This is a genomic window from Pseudomonas arcuscaelestis (assembly GCF_016881005.1).
Classification (GTDB): Bacteria; Pseudomonadota; Gammaproteobacteria; order Pseudomonadales; family Pseudomonadaceae; genus Aquipseudomonas; species Aquipseudomonas arcuscaelestis.
Genome location: NZ_JACOPV010000027.1, coordinates 1 through 20,584, shown reverse-complemented (window position 1 = coordinate 20,584; position 20,584 = coordinate 1). Strand labels below are relative to the sequence as shown.

At 56.3% G+C, this 20,584-nt stretch carries 14 protein-coding genes and 1 pseudogene; 8 read left to right on the top strand and 7 right to left on the bottom strand.

Annotation, left to right across the window (positions count from 1 at the left end; all coding sequences use genetic code 11):
- The first annotated feature begins 71 nt into the window (after nucleotides 1-71).
- The 3 genes from der (at nucleotide 72) to H8F21_RS28185 (ending at nucleotide 3,639) form a co-directional block, all read left to right on the top strand.
- On the top strand, nucleotides 72-1,535 hold the full coding sequence (gene der / locus H8F21_RS28195) for a ribosome biogenesis GTPase Der (protein WP_203482644.1): 1,464 nt from the start codon (nucleotides 72-74) through the stop codon (nucleotides 1,533-1,535).
- 176 nt (nucleotides 1,536-1,711) lie between these two features.
- Nucleotides 1,712-2,860 (top strand): pyridoxal phosphate-dependent aminotransferase, encoded by a 1,149-nt coding sequence (locus H8F21_RS28190; protein ID WP_203482643.1) that lies wholly within the window; start codon nucleotides 1,712-1,714, stop codon nucleotides 2,858-2,860.
- Nucleotides 2,848-3,639: an amidohydrolase gene (locus H8F21_RS28185; RefSeq protein ID WP_203482642.1), complete on the top strand. Its 792-nt coding sequence runs from the start codon at nucleotides 2,848-2,850 to the stop codon at nucleotides 3,637-3,639. The genes H8F21_RS28190 and H8F21_RS28185 overlap by 13 nt, the downstream gene beginning before the upstream one ends.
- Nucleotides 3,640-3,708: 69 nt before the next feature.
- Here H8F21_RS28185 and H8F21_RS28180 read toward each other — a convergent pair whose 3' ends face one another.
- Together H8F21_RS28180 and H8F21_RS28175 are read right to left on the bottom strand one after the other, a co-directional pair.
- A complete protein-coding gene (locus H8F21_RS28180; RefSeq protein WP_203482641.1) occupies nucleotides 3,709-6,258 on the bottom strand; it encodes a PepSY domain-containing protein in 2,550 nt (849 codons plus the stop codon).
- Between the two features lie 105 nt (nucleotides 6,259-6,363).
- Nucleotides 6,364-8,655 carry a TonB-dependent receptor gene (locus tag H8F21_RS28175; protein WP_203482640.1) on the bottom strand — a complete coding sequence of 764 codons (2,292 nt, stop codon included), beginning with the start codon at nucleotides 8,653-8,655 and terminating at the stop codon, nucleotides 6,364-6,366.
- 218 nt (nucleotides 8,656-8,873) lie between these two features.
- On the opposite strand from H8F21_RS28175, the gene H8F21_RS28170 reads away from it, so the two are divergent.
- The gene (locus H8F21_RS28170; protein ID WP_203482639.1) at nucleotides 8,874-9,554 is read left to right on the top strand and encodes a Fe2+-dependent dioxygenase; all 681 of its coding nucleotides are present in this window, start codon (nucleotides 8,874-8,876) and stop codon (nucleotides 9,552-9,554) included.
- A gap of 3 nt (nucleotides 9,555-9,557) precedes the next feature.
- Nucleotides 9,558-10,316, top strand: a complete 759-nt coding sequence (locus tag H8F21_RS28165; protein ID WP_203482638.1) for a tetratricopeptide repeat protein — start codon at nucleotides 9,558-9,560, stop codon at nucleotides 10,314-10,316.
- A gap of 82 nt (nucleotides 10,317-10,398) precedes the next feature.
- Here the strand turns inward: H8F21_RS28165 and H8F21_RS28160 are convergent, their stop codons facing one another.
- Nucleotides 10,399-11,562: a type III PLP-dependent enzyme gene (locus tag H8F21_RS28160; protein ID WP_203482637.1), complete on the bottom strand. Its 1,164-nt coding sequence runs from the start codon at nucleotides 11,560-11,562 to the stop codon at nucleotides 10,399-10,401.
- A 656-nt stretch (nucleotides 11,563-12,218) separates the two neighbouring features.
- Between H8F21_RS28160 and H8F21_RS28155 the strand changes: the two genes are divergently transcribed.
- The 3 genes from H8F21_RS28155 (at nucleotide 12,219) to H8F21_RS28145 (ending at nucleotide 16,256) form a co-directional block, all read left to right on the top strand.
- Entirely contained in the window at nucleotides 12,219-12,707 is a 489-nt protein-coding gene (locus H8F21_RS28155) for an RNA polymerase sigma factor (protein ID WP_203482636.1), read from the top strand.
- 17 nt (nucleotides 12,708-12,724) lie between these two features.
- On the top strand, nucleotides 12,725-13,699 hold the full coding sequence (locus H8F21_RS28150; RefSeq protein ID WP_203482635.1) for a FecR family protein: 975 nt from the start codon (nucleotides 12,725-12,727) through the stop codon (nucleotides 13,697-13,699).
- A 109-nt stretch (nucleotides 13,700-13,808) separates the two neighbouring features.
- Nucleotides 13,809-16,256: a TonB-dependent siderophore receptor gene (locus H8F21_RS28145; RefSeq protein ID WP_203585748.1), complete on the top strand. Its 2,448-nt coding sequence runs from the start codon at nucleotides 13,809-13,811 to the stop codon at nucleotides 16,254-16,256.
- 95 nt (nucleotides 16,257-16,351) lie between these two features.
- On the opposite strand, the gene H8F21_RS28140 is transcribed toward H8F21_RS28145, so the two are convergent.
- The 4 genes and pseudogenes from H8F21_RS28140 to H8F21_RS28125 all read right to left on the bottom strand — a co-directional run.
- A complete protein-coding gene (locus tag H8F21_RS28140) occupies nucleotides 16,352-17,110 on the bottom strand; it encodes a hypothetical protein (protein ID WP_203482850.1) in 759 nt (252 codons plus the stop codon).
- Between the two features lie 307 nt (nucleotides 17,111-17,417).
- Nucleotides 17,418-18,173 carry a hypothetical protein gene (locus H8F21_RS28135; RefSeq protein WP_203482847.1) on the bottom strand — a complete coding sequence of 252 codons (756 nt, stop codon included), beginning with the start codon at nucleotides 18,171-18,173 and terminating at the stop codon, nucleotides 17,418-17,420.
- 79 nt (nucleotides 18,174-18,252) lie between these two features.
- On the bottom strand, nucleotides 18,253-19,014 hold the full coding sequence (locus H8F21_RS28130; RefSeq protein ID WP_203585747.1) for a hypothetical protein: 762 nt from the start codon (nucleotides 19,012-19,014) through the stop codon (nucleotides 18,253-18,255).
- A 17-nt stretch (nucleotides 19,015-19,031) separates the two neighbouring features.
- A pseudogene (locus H8F21_RS28125) lies at nucleotides 19,032-20,584 on the bottom strand (T6SS effector BTH_I2691 family protein); the annotation flags it as partial.

Below are 20,584 nucleotides of genomic sequence, written 5' to 3'. Positions count from 1 at the left end.
TGCCGCCTGAACTCCGGCCGCTGCAGTGCAGCGGCTTTTGTATTTTCTGAATTTATGAAGTGGAGAGCCGCATGGTTCCCGTAATTGCCCTGGTGGGCCGACCGAACGTCGGTAAATCCACCATGTTCAACCGCCTTACCAGGACTCGCGACGCTATCGTCGGCGACCTGTCCGGGCTTACCCGTGACCGTCAATATGGTGAAGCGCGCTGGCAAGGCCGCTCGTACATCCTGGTCGACACTGGCGGTATTTCCGGTGACGAGCATGGCATGGATGAGAAAATGGCTGAGCAATCGCTGCTGGCCATCGAAGAAGCTGACGTTGTGCTGTTTCTGGTGGACGCACGTGCAGGCCTGACTGCTGCCGACCAGATGATTTCCGAGCACTTGCGCAAGCGCAACAAGCGCTCGTTCCTGGTGGCCAACAAGATCGACAACATCGATCCGCAAATCGCCATTGCCGAATTCTCGCCATTGGGCATGGGTAACGCCATTGGCGTGGCCGGCGCTCAAGGGCGTGGTGTCAACAACCTGCTGGAAGTCGTGCTCAGTGACTTCCCGCGGGACAAGGACGAGGAAGAGATCGACACCAACGTCGCCGAAGGCGAGGAAGCGGTGCGCATCCCTGGCCCGAGCGAAAAAGATGGCATCAAGATCGCCATCATCGGTCGTCCGAACGTCGGCAAGTCGACCCTGGTCAACCGTATGCTCGGTGAAGACCGAGTCATCGTCTACGATCAGCCGGGTACCACTCGCGACAGTATCTACATTCCCTTCGAGCGCAACGAAGAGAAGTACACCCTGATCGACACAGCCGGGGTGCGCAAGCGCGGCAAGATCCACGAGGAGGTCGAAAAATTCTCGGTGGTCAAGACGCTGCAGGCAATCAAGGATGCCAACGTGGTCATCTTCGTCATGGATGCCCGTGAAGGCGTGGTAGACCATGATTTGAACCTGCTGGGCTTTGCCCTGGAAGCCGGTCGTGCCATCGTCATCGCACTGAACAAGTGGGACGGCATGCAGCCAGGCGAGCGGGATTATGTGAAGACTGAACTCGAGCGTCGGCTGTTCTTCGTCGACTTCGCCGACATCCACTTCATTTCGGCCCTGCACGGCACTGGCGTAGGCAACCTGTACCAGTCGGTGCAGAACTCCTTCAAGTCGGCGGTTACCCGCTGGCCGACCAGCCGCCTGACCCAGATCCTCGAAGATGCGATAAGCGATCACCAGCCACCGATGGTAAACGGTCGCCGGATCAAGCTGCGTTACGCCCACCTGGGTGGCGCCAACCCGCCGATCATTGTGATCCACGGTAACCAGGTCGAGAAAGTACCGAAGTCGTACTCGCGCTATCTGGAAAACACCTATCGCCGAGTGCTCAAACTGGTCGGTACGCCGATTCGCATCGAGTACAAGGGGGGCGAGAACCCATACGAGGGCAACAAGAACGCGCTCACCGACCGCCAGGTCAACAAAAAGCGCCGCTTGATGTCGCACCACAAGAAAGCCGAGAAGAAGCGTAAAGACAAACGCTAAGTGCATCGTGGGGCAAGTCGAATCGTCGCACCGCCGCTCCCGCTGGGTTCTGATGAACCCATGGGAGCGGGCTTTACTCGCGATTGATGTGCGACTGTTACAACCTTTTTCCTGACCACTCAATCCGCTATGCTCGGTCTCTGACCGCAGGATTGTTCAGAAGGAAAGAGGGCTCCATGATCAGCAGCAAGTTGCCGAACGTCGGCACGACCATCTTTACCACTATGTCCCAACTCGCCGTGCAAACCGGCGCCTTGAACCTGTCCCAGGGTTTTCCCGATTTCAGCGGCCCGCAGGCTCTGCTCGATGCAGCAGGTCGGCATATCAGTGCCGGTCATAACCAGTATTGCCCCATGACCGGCTTGCCGGCGCTGCGTCAGCAGGTCGCGACCAAGATCGCCCGCAGTTATGGTGTTAGTGTCGATGCGGACACTGAGATCACGATTACCCCCGGTGCCACCGAAGCGATCTTTTGTGCCATTCATGCGGTCATTCGTGCCGGTGACGAGGTGATCGTTTTCGACCCCAGCTATGACAGCTACGAGCCCTCTGTAGAGCTGGCCGGTGGTCGCTGTGTGCATGTGCAACTGACAGATGGCGAATTTGCCATCGACTGGCAGAAGCTCACCGAGGCCCTGAGTCCTCGCACGCGGATGATCATTATCAATTCGCCGCACAATCCCAGTGGTGCGCTGATCAGCCGTGACGATCTGGATAAACTGGCACTGTTGATTGCCGAGCGGGACATTTACCTGATCAGCGACGAAGTCTATGAGCACCTGGTGTTCGACGGCGTCCAGCACGCCAGTGTGTTGGCGCACGAAGCGCTGTATCAGCGTGCGTTCGTGGTCAGCTCATTCGGCAAAACCTACCATGTCACGGGGTGGAAAACCGGCTATGTGGTTGCACCACCTGCTCTGAGCGCCGAGCTGCGCAAGGTTCATCAGTACGTCAACTTCTGTGGCGTAACGCCGCTGCAGTGGGCGCTGGCTGACTTTATGGCCGAGCATCCAGAGCATGTCGAAGCGCTTCCGGCGTTCTATCAGGCCAAGCGCGATCTGTTTTGTGATCTGCTGGAGCCATCGCGCTTTACGCTTGAGCGTTCTGCCGGTACTTACTTCCAATTGGTCGACTATTCACAGATTCGCCCGGACCTGAACGATGTTGAAATGTCGTTGTGGCTGACCCGCGAGCATGGCGTGGCGACTATCCCGGTGTCGGTGTTCTATCAACAACCCATTCCCGAGCAGCGCCTGGTGCGTCTTTGCTTTGCCAAACGCGAGGAGACGCTGCGTCAGGCAGCGGAGAAGTTATGCGCGATCTGAGTGCTTTGCCTAACCTGAAAGTGGCCTTGGTGCAGACAACCCTGGCCTGGCAGGACCGTTTGGCGAACTACGAGCATTTTGAAGCCTTGCTCGAGCAAGCCCGTGGCGCCGATCTGATTATTCTGCCGGAAATGTTCACCACCGGCTTTTCCATGGACTCCGAGCGTCTGGCTGAGCCTGAAAACGGTCCAACCTACAAGTGGCTCAAAAGCCAGGCCAAAAAGCTTGATGCAGTGGTGACCGGCAGCGTGATTATCCAGGCTGCCGACGGCAGTCACCGCAACCGCTTGCTGTGGGCGCGTCCAGACGGCGAGATTCTGTTCTACGATAAGCGCCACCTGTTCCGTATGGCGGGCGAGCACAAGCATTACACCCCAGGCGAGCGCCAGGTGCAGTTCGAGGTCAAGGGTTGGCGAGTCCGTACTCTGATCTGTTACGACCTGCGCTTTCCGGTGTGGAGTCGCGATGCGCAAGACACCGATCTACTGCTTTACACCGCCAATTGGCCCGCAGCGCGGCGCCAACACTGGAACCGTTTGCTGCCGGCGCGGGGCATCGAAAACCTGTGCTATGTAGCAGCAGTGAATCGGGTGGGTACCGACGGGAAGGGTTTTGCCTACTCTGGCGATAGCCAGGTTCTGGACTTTCAAGGTGAAAGCCTGCTCAGCGCGGGGGAGGCAGATGGTGTGTTCACCGTGATCCTCAGTGCCGCGGATCTGGCGACTTACCGCACGCGCTTTCCGGCCAATCTGGATGCCGATACGTTCGACCTGCATTGAGACCGCAATCGCAGGTCAAGCCCGCTCCCACAACAGTTGATACAGGGGGGCGGGCTTGACCCGGGATGTTCAGTACACGTCTCGACGGTACCGGCCCAGCTCGATCAAGCGCTCCACCTCGGCACTTCCCAGCACATCATTGAGCACTTCATCCACGCCGTTGGCCATGCCTTGCAGGCTGCCACAGATGTAGAGCGAAGCGCCGTCATCGAGCCAGCGACGAAGCGCCTTTTCCTGCTCACGCAAGCGATCCTGAACGTATATCTTGTGGGCCTGGTCACGGGAAAAGGCCAGGTCCAGACGTGCCAGTTCGCCGTTACCTAACCAGCCTTGCAACTCGTGCGCGCAGAGAAAGTCGTGGGCCTGGTTGCGTTCGCCGAACAACAGCCAGTTACGCTGCTCACCCGCTGCGATGCGGGCCTTGAGCAGGCTGCGCAGGCCCGCGATGCCGGTGCCATTGCCGATCAGGATCATTGGCGTTGCCGGGGCGGGTAGGTGAAAACCGCTGTTGCTGCGCAAGCGCAGACTGACACTGTTATTCACAGGCAAGTACTCGGTCAGCCAACCTGAGCCCAGGCCGAGGCTGCCATCGGCATGTCGTTCCTGGCGCACGATCAGTTCCAGTGCGCCATCGCTGGCAATCGAGGCTATCGAGTATTCCCTCGCTGCCAATGGGATTAGCGCATCGACCAACGCCTGGGCGTGTAGGCCGACCAGATGCTCGCGACTGGTGGGCAGTTGCCGACCAGCGAGGGCCTGGAGCAAGCTTTCTTGCAACCCCTCGAGCTGGACCTGGGACTCGCCATCAAGCCCCAGCCCTCGCAGGAAGTGTTCAACGCTGCGAGCGTTATTGCGCGGTAGAATTTCGACAAGATCACCGGCTTGCCAATGTACTGGTTGCTCGGGTTCGAGTGCCAGCAAATACACCGCTGAGCCCTGGCTGCCAGGGTTCAGTAATGTGCGTTTTATCAGCGTCCAGTTGCTGAAAGTGGGGGCCTTCCACGCTGCAGGTGGTTTACTACCGGTCAGTTGCGCCAGTTGTTGGTGCCACAATTGCAAGGCGGCGGGGTCAGCACTGTCGACTTCGACAGTGGCGAAGGCATTGATTGCACCGCGTTCGCCAAGCCAGGTTTGCAGGCGTTTGGCGAAGCCGCAGAAATGCGGGTATTGCCGATCACCCAAGGCGAGCAGGGCATAGTTCAGGTTTTGCAGGGCCCAAGGTTGGCCGAGTATTTTGCGTTCGAAGCCGCGGGCGCTGTCGGGCGCTTCACCGTCGCCAAAGGTGCTGACTACAAACAGTGCACGCTCGGCCTGGTTGAGATCATGTTCAGTCAATTCGGCAAGCGGGCGCACATGTACCGGCAAACCGGCTGCCTGCAGTTGACCGGCACTTTGCCAGGCAAGTTGCTCGGCAAAGCCGCTTTGACTGGCAAAGCCCACCAGCCAGCTCTGCCCTTGGGTGGTGGAAGGTGAAAAGCTGCTTCGCGCTGCGCGCACCTGGCGTTTTTTGCGGCGTCGGTCCAGGTACAGCAACCAGCCGGTAACGAAGAACAGCGGCATGGTCAGGCTGGCAATGGTCAGCAGGATACGGCCGGTAAGGCCAAAGTAGCTGCCAACGTGCAAGGCGTAGACGCTAGCCAGCAGTTGCGCCTTGAACGACTTGTCGGCATAGCGATCATGTTTTTTTACCTGGCCATTGGCCGGGTCGAGACTCAGCGTGTTCAGGGCACGTTCGTGCTCGGCGCCTTCAAGCAAGTAAAAGATGTTCGCCGGTTGCCCCCCGGCAGGTGGCAGGCGCAGGTTGTAACTGGTCATGTTTGGGCCGGCGGCAGCTTGCAGGTTAGCCCAGACCGCGTCGTAGTCGACCACCAGCGGTTTGGCGTCTTTGCCAGGCGCCCCAGGACGGCCCCGGCCTTCGCCACGTTTGTGTTGCTCGCCTGCGGCAGGGGCATCAGCCAGCAAGTTGTTCAACCCTTGGCGGTACCACTCATAGGACCAAAACAGACCGGTGAGGGCGAAGAGTAAATAGAACAGCAGGCACCAGGTTCCAGCCACGGCGTGTAGGTCCCAGTTGAACGCGCGGCCTTTTCTGGCCCAGTCAAGGGTCAGCCACGTCCGCCAGTTCAAGGCCTTGCGCGGCCAGCGTAAGTACAGGCCGGAAAGACAGAAGAAAATCAGCATGAGCGTACAAGCGCCCGTGATTTGCCGCCCGGTGTCGCCCATCGCCAGAAAACGGTGGAGCTGCAACATCAGATCGAAGAAACCTTGCCCGGCGACCTCGCCCTGCAATTTGCCGGTATATGGGTCGGCATAGCGCATCAGGCCCCGACGCTCACCGGGAGGAGGGGTGAAGAAGACGCGTGCGGCCTTGTCGCTTCGGGTTTGAACCCAGAGCATGGCGACCTTGTCACCCTGTTCCGCCTCGATCCGCTTCACCAGCTCAGGCATCGGCAGCACCCCTTCCGGGCGCACTTCGACATTGAGTACGTCAGGGTTGAATGCTTGCAGCAGTTCATCCTGGAACGACCAAATCGCCCCGGTAATACCCATCAAGGCCAGCACCAGCCCGGCTGTGATACCGAAGAACCAATGCAGTTGGAACAGCGATTTCTTCAACACATCAACACACCTTGTCATGCCGCAAAAACGAATGCGTCTCGTATTATGCCTTGATAGACGAAAGCCCCGGTCACCGAAGTGAACGGGGCTTGCCAGTTAGTGCACTTAGAAGTGGACGCTGGTGGTCAGCAGAGCAGTGCGCCCGGCGGCCTGGTTGGCGTAGTGAGCACCATAGGCTTTGTCGTAGTAGACCTCGTTGGTAAGGTTCTGCACGTTTAGTTGCAGGTCGACGTTCTTGGTCAGCTTGTAGCTGGCCATGGCGTCATAGCGCCAGTATGAGTCAACCATCACGCTATTGGTCACGTTGCCAAATACATCGTCGACATAAAAGGCGCCGCCACCAACAGTGAATTTCTGCGTGACGTTGTAGGTGGTCCACAAGGTCAGGCTATTGTTCGGGGTATTGGGCATCTGGTTGCCATCGTTGTAGCCGTCGATCAGTACGCCTCCTACCGACTGTGCGCCACCATCGATAAGTTTGGCGTCCATGTAGGTGTAACCGGCGAACACTTGCCAGGCGCTGGTCAGCTTGCCAGTGGCGGTCAGTTCAAGCCCGTCGACGCGACTTTTACCAACATTCTGGTAGGTGTTCGCATCGACTAGAACCCGGGCGTTCTCCTTCTCGGTGCGAAAGATTGCAGCCGTCAGGTTAAGGCGCTGGTCCAGCAGATCCCATTTGGTACCGATTTCATAATTCGTTGTTTCTTCAGGCTTCAATTCGCTGGTCGTGGTAGCACTCAGCAATGGGTTACCGTCCGCACCTTCACCCAATGCTGCACCTGTCGGGGTTGCCGACGTTGCGTAGGAAATGTAGACGCTGCCGTTTTCTGCAGGCTTCCAGGTCAGGCCCAATTGGCCGGTAATGAATTCACTGGTGTCTTCGGTCTTGAAGCTGGTCGCACCGCCCGCCACCTTGGTCTTGGCCTTGGTGTCGAAGTGGTCGTAACGCAACCCCATGGTCAGCAGCCAAGCTGGATCAAGTTCCAGGGTATCGGTCAGGTAGATCGCACGCGTGTTACTGGTGGTGTCTGCACCTGCATCAGTACGCGTTACGCTGCCGCCCCATGCTTCGTTCGGATCGGGGTTAGGGAACGAGGTGCACACACCCGGTATTTGCCCGGTAGGTGAAGCGCAGTCACCTGCGCGGAAACCAGTCACGTCGTAGCCTTCCTTGGTGGAAGCTTCGCGGCTCAGTTCGATGCCGGTGGAGAAGGTATTCTTGAACCCGCCGATGTATACCTCGCCGAACAAGTCGGTCTGGTTGGTCGTGGTGCTGGTATTGGCGACCCGGTTGTTTGGACGGCGCCATACTTCGCCTTTGAGGATGTTGCCCTTGCTGTCATCTGGTTGGCTGTAGATGTAGTCCTGCAGAGTGCTACCGTGGCGCAAGGTGTTCTTGATGGTCAGCGAGTCACTCAGGTCATGCTCCACGGCAATGGTGGCAATGTCTGCGCGGCTCTTGTAGAAGTCGCGATCCACCAGGCCATAGAAATTGTCGCTGTCACCACCATCAGTCGGTTTGTCGGGATTGGCCGAGGTACGCTTGGCAGCACTGCCCGACTTCAGGCTGTAAGGGATACCCGAGTCTGGTAGATCATCACTTTCCATGTGGTAGTAGTCGAGGTACAGGCGCGTTTCGGTACCCAGCCCGAAGACTAGCGACGGTGCTACGCCCCAGCGGTCGTAATTGACTTCGTCACGACCGGCAACGTTGCTTTCGTGGCTCATCAGATTTAGGCGAAACGCGGCGGTGTCGAGGAACTGGTAGTTGCCGTCGAATGTGTAGCGCTTGGTCTGGTCCGAGCCCCAGGTAAAGGCGCCGTCGGTGGAATTGCCCAAGTGGGCACGTTTACTCACCAGGTTGATGGTACCGCCCGCTGCGCCACGACCGCCGATTGCCGAGTTCGGACCCTTGGCCACTTCGACCGATTCAATGGCGAATATTTCGCGGGTTTGCGAGCCGGTGTCACGCACACTGTCCAGATACATCGAGCTTTGTGAATCGAAGCCACGGATGAATGGGCGGTCGCCCGATGGGTTGCCGCCTTCGCCGGCGCCCATGGTGATACCCGGGACAGTACGCAGGGCGTCCTGCAGGTTGAGTGCGTTGGTGTCTTTAATCACCTGTTGAGGAACAACGGTGACGCTGCGTGGAATGTCTATCAGCGGCGCGGTGTATTTCTGAGAGGAAGCGTTCTCTACCTTGTAGTCCGTGTTCGCCGCATCGGCCTGCCCGGTAACGCTGGTTGCGTCCAGGGCAATCGCACCATTCTTGGCTGGCTCAGGGTCTGCGGCATAGGCCATATGCCCCGCAGAAGTAGCGGTAATCGCAACGCCAATGGCAGAAGCGAGCAAACGAGGTGAGCTGACAGCGGTTGGCACGTAGTGACGCGGCATGGTGGAACCCTTCCCCAGGTTTTTAGGCCGCGAAATATAATGTAAACAAATATGAGTAACAATTGAGAAATGTTGCTATTTGCTAGAAATTTACAATCTTTACAATTTGTTGCTGCGGGTTTTTCGTGCTGAAACGTCGCATCCCTCGGAAAGGACTTGTGGTGGGTCAATGGGAATCAATACCATTGACGTTCTTTCTGCCTAAAGGTGCACGCGCCATGCTGCTACACATCTCCGGACTGTTCTCAACCGAGGAAGTCGCGCGTATTCGTGAAGCGCTGACGCAGACCGATTGGGCTGACGGCAAGGTCACTGCCGGTTACCAATCGGCGAAGGCGAAGCACAATCTGCAGTTGCCTGAAGGCCATCCGTTGGCCAAAGAGATCGGCACGGCGCTGATTGAGCGCCTATGGCAGCATCCAACGTTTATGTCGGCGGCATTGCCGCACAAGGTTTTCCCGCCGTTGATCAATTGCTATCAAGAGGGCGGCAATTTCGGCTTTCATATCGATAACGCCCTACGCCAGCCGCGCGGCAGCCACGAGCGAGTGCGTACCGATTTGTCTTCGACACTGTTTCTGAGCAACCCCGAGGACTACGACGGCGGAGAGTTGGTCATCCAGGACACCTATGGTGTGCAACAGGTGAAGCTGGCGGCAGGCGACCTGGTGTTGTACCCGGGAACCAGCCTGCACAAGGTCAACCCAGTCACTCGTGGCGCCCGCTATGCAGCCTTCTTCTGGACCCAGAGCCTGGTGCGTGAAGACAGCCAGCGCGCCCTGCTGTTTGAAATGGACAACGCCATCCAGGCATTGACGGCCGATATGCCTGATCACCCGGCGTTGATCCAGTTGACGGGCACCTATCACAACCTGCTGCGTCGTTGGGTCGAGGTCTGAGTCATGGCTTTTGCTCTGCGTAATCGCCAGGAAGTGGACAGCGACCAGTTCGCCCAGATGCTTGAACACAGCCCGGCCAAGGCGGCTCAGGCAATACTTGCGGCGGCAGGGCAGGAGGTTGTCGAGGCGCAATTGCTGCTAGGGCAGATTTTGCTCGACGGCCGGGGTATCGAGAAGGACCCTGAACTGGCGCGTCGATGGTTCTTCATTGCTGCCACTCAAGGCAGTGTCATGGCCGATAACATGCTTGGACGCTGCTGGGAGCATGGTTGGGGTGGCGATGTGAGCCACACTCAGGCTGCCAAGCACTACCGGCAGGCGGCTCATGCCGGGCTGGACTGGGGGATGTACAACTACGCAAATATGTTGGCAACCGGTCGCGGAGTCGGCCAGGACCACGCTGCAGCGCTGGCGTTGTATCGCCAAGCGGCAGAACTAGGCCATGCCAAATCAATGAATCTGCTGGGGCGCTATCTGGAAGAGGGCGAATATTGTCCGCGTGATGTGGCTGCTGCGAGGCACTGGTACCAGTGCTCGGCTGAGGCGGGTGATTTTCGCGGTCAGTTCAGTCATGCCGGGGTACTGGCAGCGCAAGGGCTGACGCAAGAGGCACTTGAGTGGTTGCAGCAGGCCTTGGCAGGCGGCAATGAAAACTTCCTGCGTGTTGCCGGGCCCGCGCTGGAGCAGGCCGAGCACGTCGAAGTGCGCAACATGGCAGTGGCCTACCGAACACGTCTGGCGCAATTGCAGGCTGAACGCTGAATGCACTGCGAGGCCATCCTGCGCCTTGTTATAAGGCGAATGATGGCCCCGCAGTAGGCTGGCTGGCAGCCCGGTACCGCGCTTACAGGTAGAAGGCTTTCAGCGGCGGGAAGCCATTGAACTCAACTGCGCTGTAGCTGGTGGTATAGGCGCCGGTCGACAGCCAGTACAGGCGGTCCCCGATGGCCAGGTTCAGTGGCAGGCCGTACTTGTAGTGCTCGTACATGATGTCGGCGCTGTCGCAGGTTGGGCCGGCGATAACCACTTCTTCCATCTCGCCTTTCTTTTCGGTCCAGATCGGGAACTTGATGGACTCATCCATGGTTTCGATCAGGCCGGAGAATTTACCCACGTCGGTGTACACCCAGCGCTCGACAGCAGTACGCGACTTACGTGCAACCAGCACGACTTCACTGACCAGGATGCCGGCGTTGGCGATCAACGAGCGGCCGGGCTCAAGGATGATTTCCGGCAGCTCGTCACCGAAGTCTTCCTTGAGGAAACGGATGATTTCTTCGGCATAAGTTTCCAGGCTGTTGGTGCGGGTGATGTAGTTGGCCGGGAAGCCGCCACCCATGTTGATCAGCTTGAGTTCAATGCCGTCTTCTTCCTTGAGGCGCTCGAAGATCACTTTGACCTTGGCGATCGCCGCATCCCAGACACTGATGTCGCGCTGCTGCGAGCCTACGTGGAAGGAAACGCCATAAGGCACCAGGCCCAGGTCGCGGGCGAGGATCAGCAGGTCCATGGCCATGTCGGTCTGGCAGCCGAATTTGCGTGACAGCGGCCAGTCGGCAGTGGTCGAGCCTTCGGTGAGGATACGCACATACACTTTCGAGCCCGGGGCAGCCTTGGCAATGTTGCGCAGGTCGGCTTCAGAGTCGGTGGCATACAGACGCACGCCCTTTTCATAGAAGTAGCGAATGTCTTTGGATTTCTTGATGGTGTTGCCATAGCTGATACGGTCAGCGCTGACGCCACGGTCCATCACTTTGTCCAGCTCGTAGATCGAGGCGATGTCGAAGCTCGAGCCTTTTTCCTTGAGCAGGTCGATGATCTCGACCGCCGGGTTGGCCTTGACCGCGTAGTAGACCTTGGCGAATTCGAAACCGGCACGCAGGTCGTCATAGGCCTGGCTGATCATCTGGGTGTCGATGAGCACGAACGGGGTTTCTTGCTTGTCGGCGAAAGCCTTCATTTTCTGGAAGGTATCGCGCGCGAAGTAGTCTTCGACCTGAATCGACATGCTTGGGACTCCATGGGCAAACTGAATAAAAAAGTGGCTGCAACTGAACGCCCTCCGTATCCCCACTTTGGTTCGCCTACTTCCCAAGGCATGTCGCCGAAAGCAAAAAGGTCAGCCGTGCGTGATGAAGCGAGCTACGGGTGACCTTGCTGTCTCGTCGTCAGTACTTGAGCCGGATGGATCGTTTCCAGCATGGACGTTCGGCGCGAACTTTAGGACCTGAGGGGTTCAAGATCAACAAAAAATGTCGCGATTTTGCACACGTCTGTCGCCCGGTATTGCACAGCCACTTTTCAACCGACCCAGGTAAACAGTAGGCGTTCAATTTGATGACAAAAGCGTTAAAAATACCGAAATACCCCGCTAAATCCTGCCTATCGAGTCAACTCGCCTTGATGCAGGAATATTGACGAAGTTAGCTGCGAAACTAGCGGAAATAGCTCGATTGTTCGTTGCGCTTCAGGAAAGTGGCGGCGCGGAAAATCTCAGACGCCGTTCAATTTATTTTTCGTGTTCTGCTGCGCCGATCAACCCTGGCAACGCGTACTTTTTTTCCCGGTTTGCGCTTCGTCGCTCGCCACGATCTTCGATTGCCGTGCTTAATAAGAAACATTACTATTCGCGACATTCCCTATCGCTTGCCGAAGACCTGCATCGTGTCGCGACACAAAGGCTTTCTCGACCATTACCAAGAGCTGATCGGCACCTGGACGCGCAAGTTGCGCAATCGCCAGCAAGCCGAGGATCTGGCACATGACGCTTTTGTCCGGGTTCTGGAGAGCGATCAAATAGGGGTCGAACAGCCACGCGCCTATCTGCATCAAACGGCGCGCAATATTGCGGTGGATGGCTACCGTCGGGAAGACCGTCGCCAATCCATCGAGCACGACATGCTCGATGGATTGGCTGACTGCAACGGTGATCCGGAGGCCTTCATGCACGCGCTCGAGCTGGCTGACAGTGTCGAGCGCGCCTTGGCGCAACTACCGCTCAATTGCCGACGGGTGTTTATCTGGCAGAAGCTCGAAGGGCTGACCCAGGCGGAAATCGCCGAACGCATGGGCTTGACCAAGAACATGGTCGAAAAGTATATGATCCGCACGCTCCGGCATCTGCGTGAGCACCTGGATGTGTCAACGAGATGAATCAGGCGAATGTTTTCATGAATCAGGACGCGTGCCGCTGTGGCGAAGAGGCTGTGCGAGAGCAGGCTGCCCGGTGGTTTGCGCGCACCCGTGACGGCGTGTTGAGCACTGACCAGCAGGCCCAATTCGAAGCCTGGCTGGCCGAGCATGTACAGCATCGGCAAGAGTACGATCTGCTCGTCCAACTGTGGGGCGCGGCGGATGCATTGCCGCGTGCGCGCCTTGAGGCGCTGTGCCGGGAAGATCCGGTACGCCAGTTGCCGCGTCGACGCTTCATTCAGCAGGCGCTGGCCGCTGGTATCGCGATTGTGGCCGTAGGATCAGGCTGGATGGGCTGGCAGCACCATCAACTCAACTACCAAGAGCAACTGCACACAGCGTTGGGTGAGCGACGCCAGGTGAATTTGCCGGACGGCACACACCTGGAACTCAATGCGCGTACGCAACTGACCGTCGACTTCAGCAGCGGCCAACGGCGCATCGAACTGACTGCTGGTGAAGTCATGTTCAGCGTTGCTCACGACACCTCGCGACCTTTTCTGGTGAGTACTGTCAACGGCACGGTAACCGTGACGGGCACCCGTTTCGACGTGCGCCTCGATCCGACCCGCACGCGCGTGGCAGTGGAGCAAGGTTCGGTCAAGGTACAAGGCAGTGGTAGCAATCAGGCGCTGCTCAGCGCCGGGCTGGGCTCACAGATCGATGCCCAAGGCCAGGTCGCCGCGCCGTATGCGGTGGATACTGCGGCGTTGACGGCGTGGCGCAACGGCAAACTGGTATTCAATGACGCACCGTTGAGCGAAGTGGTCGAGGAGGTCTCGCGCTACCGTGCCCAACCCTTGCGCGTTGCACCTGGCAAGGTGGCGGCATTGCGCTTGAGCAGCAGCTTCAGCGCCGACGATACCGACGCCTTGCTGCGCGCATTGCCAAGCATCTTGCCGGTGGCTATCCAGACCAACGCCGACGGCTCCAGCGAAATAATTTCAAAATAGATTCAGGTTTTTTTTCAGTTGTTCGTCTTCCTGGCCAACTGCAACTGTCAAGCATTTACATTCGCATGCAGCTGGCGCCTATCCCGGACTTTCAGGATTTTTCGACGACGTGAACAACAACAAGTTTTCCCCGCGTTTTGCCGCACGCACCCGTTTGCTGCCGCTCGCACTGGCCTTGGCGGTCAGTGGTGGTATCGCCAGTAGCTATGCCGATCAGGCTGCGACCACCCTCCAGATCCAGGCTCAATCCTTGGCTTCGGCGCTGAGTCAACTGGGTCAACAAACCCCGTTGCAATTGTTCTTCAGCCCAGAGCTGGTCGCCGGCAAAATGGCTCCGGCAGTGTCCGGCACCTTGACCCCCGAACAGGCCCTGCAGATCTTGCTGCAAAGCAGCGGTCTTACCTATGAAATTTCCCAGGGCACCGTGGTGCTCAAGCCTGCGCAAGGTGCCGGTAGCCTGAATACCGGCAGCCTCGAACTGGCTCCTACAGACATTAAGGTCGTAGGCGACTGGCTGGGCAACGCCGAAGAAACAGTGGTTCAGAACCACCCTGGCGCCCGTACCGTGGTGCGTCGCGAGGCTATGCTCGAGCAGGGTGCAATGAACGTGCGTGATGTGCTGCGTGGCATTCCGGGCGTACAGGTGCAGGATTCGAACGGTACAGGCGGCAGCGACATTGCGTTGAACGTAGGGGTACGTGGTTTGACGTCGCGCTTGTCGCCACGCTCCACGGTACTCATCGATGGCATCCCGGCGGCCTTCGCGCCTTACGGCCAGCCGCAGTTGTCGATGGCGCCGATCTCCTCGGGCAACCTCGACAGTATCGACGTGGTCCGAGGTGCGGGGTCGGTGCGTTATGGGCCGCAGAACGTCGGCGGGGTGATCAACTTCGTTACCCGAGCGATTCCCGAAAAGGCGACAGGTGAGCTTTCCAGCACCCTGGAGACTTCTCGCCATGGCGGCTGGAAGCACATCGAGTCGGCGTTTCTCGGTGGTACTGCAGACAACGGATTGGGCGCAGCGCTGTTGTATTCCGGGGTTAACGGCAACGGCTATCGCAGCAGCAATAACGGCAACGATATTGATGATGTGTTGCTCAAGACCCATTGGGCTGTCACCGATAGCGATGAGCTGTGGCTGAACTTTCACTATTACGATGCCAAGGCCGATATGCCTGGCGGCTTGACCCAGGCGCAGTTTGACGATGATCCCTACCAGTCCGACCGCGACTACGACAACTTCAGTGGCCGTCGCAAGGATGTGTCGCTCAAGTACCTGCGCCAGATCGACGACGTCACCCAGTTTGAAGTCCAGACCTACTACACCGACAGCTTTCGTGGCAGCAGCATCGCCGCACGTGACCAGCAGACGCTGTCCTCTTATCCGCGTAGCTACCACACCTTCGCCATCGAGCCACGCGTGTCGCGGATCTTCTTCGCAGGCCCCACCACGCAGGAGGTCAGCGTGGGTTATCGCTACCTCAAAGAAGCGATGCACGAGCAGGCAACCCGCCTGGCGTTGATCGACAACGTGCCAACCCCAGCCCCCGGCTCGGATGGCCATGTGTACCAGGACCGTACCGGTGGCACCGAGGCCAGCGCGTACTACATCGACGATAAAATCGACGTTGGCAACTGGACCGTCACGCCAGGAATTCGTTTTGAACACATCAACACCGATTGGCATGAACGGCCTGTAATCGGCACGGATGGAAAGCCGGTCACCGAGAAAAATCGCAGCGTCACCAGCAACGAGCCGTTGCCTGCACTGAGCGTGATGTATCACCTGTCTGATGAGTGGAAAGTGTTCGCCAACTTCGAAACTTCATTCGGCAGCCTGCAGTACTTTCAGTTGGGCCAGGGCGGCACCGGCGACCAGACTGCCAATGGCCTGCAAGCGGAAAAGGCCAAAACCTATGAAGTGGGGACGCGCTACAACAATGGCGAATGGGGTGGTGAACTGACGGCGTTCTACATCGATTTCGACGACGAGTTGCAATACATCAGCAATGACGTCGGTTGGACCAACCTGGGTGCCACCAAACACCAGGGTATCGAAGCGTCCATGCACTATGACCTGTCGGGGCTGGACCCGCGCCTGCAGGGATTAAGCGCCAATGCTGGCTTCACCTATACCCGCGCGACCTATGAAGGCGAGATACCAGGCTTCAAGGGTCGTGACCTGCCGTTCTATTCGCGGCAGATCGTCAACGCCGGGCTTCGCTACCAGATCAATCGCTGGACCTGGAACCTGGATGCCTATGCACAATCGAAGCAACGCGCTCCTGGCACCGGCATGAACAAAGACGGCAGTTTCAATGGTGACTACATCACCGAGCCAAGTGCAGACGGCCAATACGGTGACATTCCAGGCTACGTGACCTGGGCGGCGCGGGGAGGCTACGACTTCGGCAAGGATCTGTCGAACTTGAAGCTGGCAGCCGGAGTGAAGAACATTTTCGACAAGCAGTACTACACCCGCTCCAGCGACAACAACTCGGGCATTTACCTGGGAGAACCACGCACTTTCTACGTGCAGGCGAGCGTCGGGTTCTAAACCCTATTACGGGCGAACCCCAAAAAGGGGGTTTGCCCGTAATTCAGGAGCATAGGGTGGCGATCATCTAGCCAGGACGGCTCTCCAGATCGTTATCAATCGGTTCCTAGCGGTACGTCTACTTTTGCTCTTATGAAGGGTACGCCAGGCAAAAGGTAGGGTCTGATGAAATTAGCGACACGCTCTTTGTCTTTTTTTTGGCAATGGATATTAAAGTTCCAGCACGTCTTGACGGTATCACCATCGCGGAAAAACTTGAATTTCACATCGACCACTTCTCTATTGGTGGCAATGGCGATCTGGACAATATCCTTCCACTCGTATTCGTGATGGTGGTACTGAGTGTGCAGATCGCGATAGCTTTTGGAGTGTGCCATTGAAAGATAGGTCAAGCCAAGACCGCCTGGGCCTACTAAGGCGCCGATCAAGAAAGAAGGGTCAATGGTTGCCATGAAAATGAAGATGACAGCGGTGATGCCAGCCATCCATTTGAGGCAGGGCAGCGCCCATTTCGGAAAGTCTTTCCATTCACAATATTCCACGCCTGACTTGCTGAAGCGATAGGCGAAATTCATTCTTTGATGGGTCATGCTGGATATTGTCAAGGTGATAAGTATATAAAAACCTGCACTGATCGCCAGTTGAGTCAAGTGCTCAACTCCTGGTGCAGGGTGTAAATACACCGTATAGGCGCCGCCAATGGTTGCTACAGCCATGAATGCAAACATGCAATTTGCTACGAATGTATTGTAATTACGCGCTCGGATCGTCCAGCCAAGTAGTTCTGGCTCATGCGAAAATTTCCACAAAAGTTGTGGTGGGAGGTCAGGTGCTCTATAGAAATTAAATAGCATGGTCGTCACGAAGTTTTCTGGTTAGATGCGGTTGAATTTAAAGTTTGTATTCTTTTTCAATGGTGTAATGTCATCCGTTTCTCTGAATTCGCTTCTAAAGTTGTCATTGCGTTACTCGCCTCTTTCTCTAGGCATTTCAAGTGCTAATCACTGGTGCCCGCGACCGTCCGCGCGACTCAGTACATTGGTTAGACATAAGCCTCCATTTCAGTAGTAGGATGATTTGTCGATGTTTTGTTCTGCGCGTTTCTAATGGTTATGATTACCGATGGTTGTTTTTAGTATCGATTTCGATAGTCGAATTGCATTAGTCAGTGCCCAGGGGTACATTTACTTTTGCTCTGATGAAAGGTACGCCAGGTAAAAGGTAGGTTCTGATGAAATTTGCAACGCGCTCTTTGTCTTTCTTTTGGCAATGAATGTTGAAGTTCCAGCACGTCTTGACGGTATCACCATCGCGGAAGAACTTGAATTTCACATCGACCACCTCTCTGTTGGTGGCAATGGCGAGCTGGACAATATCCTTCCACTCGTATTCGTGATGGTGGTACTGAGTGTGTAGCTCGCGATAGCTTTTGGAGTGTGCCATTGAAAGATACGTCAAGCCTAGACCGCCTGGGCCTACCAAGGCGCCGATCAAGAAAGAAGGGTCTATGGTTGCCATGAAAATGAAGATGACCGCTGTGATGCCAGCCATCCATTTTAGGCAGGGCAGTGCCCATTTCGGAAAGTCTTTCCATTCACAATACTCCACGCCTGATTTGCTGATGCGATAGGCAAAATTCATCCGTTGGTGGGTCATGGAGGAAGCTACTGAAAGAATAAGGATGAAGAAAAAGATACAGGATAGTGTTCGCCACGGCTGGTTCATTTCCTCATAAACGGAGTACATGATGAGTGTCACACAAAATATCAATATTGCGATGAATGTAAACATGCAGTTGGCAATGAAGGTGTTGTAGTTTCTTGCCTTTATTGACCAGCTTTCCAATTCTAGTTCGCGCTCGAATTTCCACTTGAGCTGCGGAGGAAGGCTGGGTGGTTTGTTAAGTTTGAATAGCATAGCGCTCACTGACTATTAATGGATGCGTCGAGTTATAGGGTTGGGGCGTGGTTTCGGCTTTTGTCAGCCGTTTTATGCTTCAATAATCTGTGCTGAGCGGGACGTTGATTTTTGCTCTTATGAAAGGTACGTCGGGGGATAAATGTATTTTTATAAATGCAGCTACGTTTTCCTTTTGATTACTTTTACAGTATATGTTTAGGTTCCAGTTGGTTTTATAGTTATCTCCCTTTTGGGTGACGCTGTATTTCAAATCTACTATTTCTCTGTTGGTTGCAATGGCTAGCTGTGTGATCTCTTTCCATTTGTAGGCGTAGTGATGGTATTGGGTGTGTAAATCTCTATGGTTTTTTGAGTTTGCCATAGTGAGATACATTAAACCCATTCCGCCCGGTCCCACCAATGCCCCGATTAAGAACGTTATGTCGATGGTGGCCATGAAAATAAAAATAATCGCAGTGATGCCAGTCATCCACTTCAAGAAAGTAAGTGCCCATTGGGGGAATTCCTTCCACTCGCAATATTCAATTCCGGATTTTGTAAATCGATAGGCGGAATTCATCCGTTGGTGGGTCATGCTGGATGTTGTCAAAGTGATTAGCATATAAAAACCTACACTAATCGCCAGTTGAGTAATGTGCTCAGCCCCTGGAATAGGGTGTAAATACACCGTATAGGCCCCTCCCGTTGTCGCTACAGCCATGAATGCAAACATACAATTTGCTACGAATGTATTATAGTTGCGTGCGCGGATTGTCCAGCCTAGTAACTTCGGCTCGTGCGCACACTTCCACTTCAGCTGTGGTGGCAAGTCAGGTTCTCTATTGAGGTTGAGTGGCATGGCAGTCACAAGATGTTTTAATTAGGTACGGTTAGTTTTAAAAGTTGAGTGCCTTGTTGCATCAATACAATGCCATCTTCCTCTCTCAATTCACCGCTAAAAACGCTGTTGCCACGATCAGCTTCTTGAGCTGACCACTCAAGCGCTAAGCGAAACAGGTAGCCGCGACCATCATCGCGCCGCAATACGTCGAGTGGGTATATAACCTCCATTTCAAAAGTTGGGTCGGCGGTCGTTGTTTCGATCCAAACTTGCCAAAGGCGATGTTCGTCGGTGTCGGCGTATGCATAATCGGTAATGTAGGACGTACCGCGAGGGGCATCTGGTAGTTTGCCGAGTAGATTGGGATTTACCCAATGACCGTTGAGAAATTGAACATAATAGTTTTCCGGTGTGAGTTGCATGCCGGCCTTGCAAAAGTAGGTCCTCTCGACCATTGCCGGCTGTAAGGACAGCTCTTTTCCCGCCAATGCCGCAGGTACTTGGACTTGAACCCAAAAACCCAACCATTTTCTCGGTGTACTGCCTCCGCCGTAATATAGAGCTCTTCCTGCGACAGTTGGGCGTTGCAAGGTCTCCAGTAGGGCGCGCATTTGTCGGGGGTGACCGTCGTTATCCATCCATTCAGGTTTTGCACCGCGTCCCCAACTGCACCGGTGCAGCCATAGTCTTAAGCCTTCGCGTTTGTAGCGATTGGCGGCCATGGTGATCAGTAGATAAGCGAGGCCTAGACCTGCCAAGAGGATTGTCACTGGAGTCGACATCACCCAGGCAAAGCTGTACCAATAGCCAAGCCCGGCGCCAATAGCTTGTATTGCCGCTGTAGCGGCCATTCCAGTGACTGCGCCAAACTTAGCCCGAAGCAGAACTTTTTCTTCCTTGCTCGTCGCTCGGCCCGCTTCTGTAAAAATTTGCCAAGCCTCCAATCCCGCCGCAACAGCCCCCAGCGTCGCCCATGTCGCTGTGCGGAGAATCAGACCTTTCGAAACCGCCGCAAACTCTCGTGCTACTGCTGCCTGGCTACTACCGCTGGCAACGGTTTGCGCCTCTCTAAGCCATTGGGAATAGCCAGCCTGAGCAACCTTCAGTGTTTTGTCGCCCAACTTCGCAACCATCCCCCCAGCCCGATTCCACGCCGGCCCCACCCACAGCGCCGCCACCGCATTCCCCGCATACGCTGCATTGGCACTCAGTACTCGCCATTCCTCCGGCGTGAACTGTCCATCATTGCTGGCTTGTTTGGCGGTGTTCCACAGGTTCCACGCGTTCAAGCCGACCAGCACCGCGGGGAGGGCGGTGCCCAGGTTTTGTCCCATCCAGGCTTTGGTGCGGGCCAGGTACTGGCCTCGATCGGTGGTTTGCATGTTTGCCATGACTTCGGCCTGGCCCAGGTCGGTGAGCCAGTGGTTGATTTGCGTCACGCCGATCTTCAGGCGGGTGGCGCCACTGGCGCTGGCGATGATTTGGTTGGGGCGCATCAGGACCTGCGTTTTCATTCGCCCATCCAGCGCCTGCAGGGCATAGCGGGCGGCGCGTTGATCGTGTGCGTTGCGGGCCGTTCGCAAGGTAA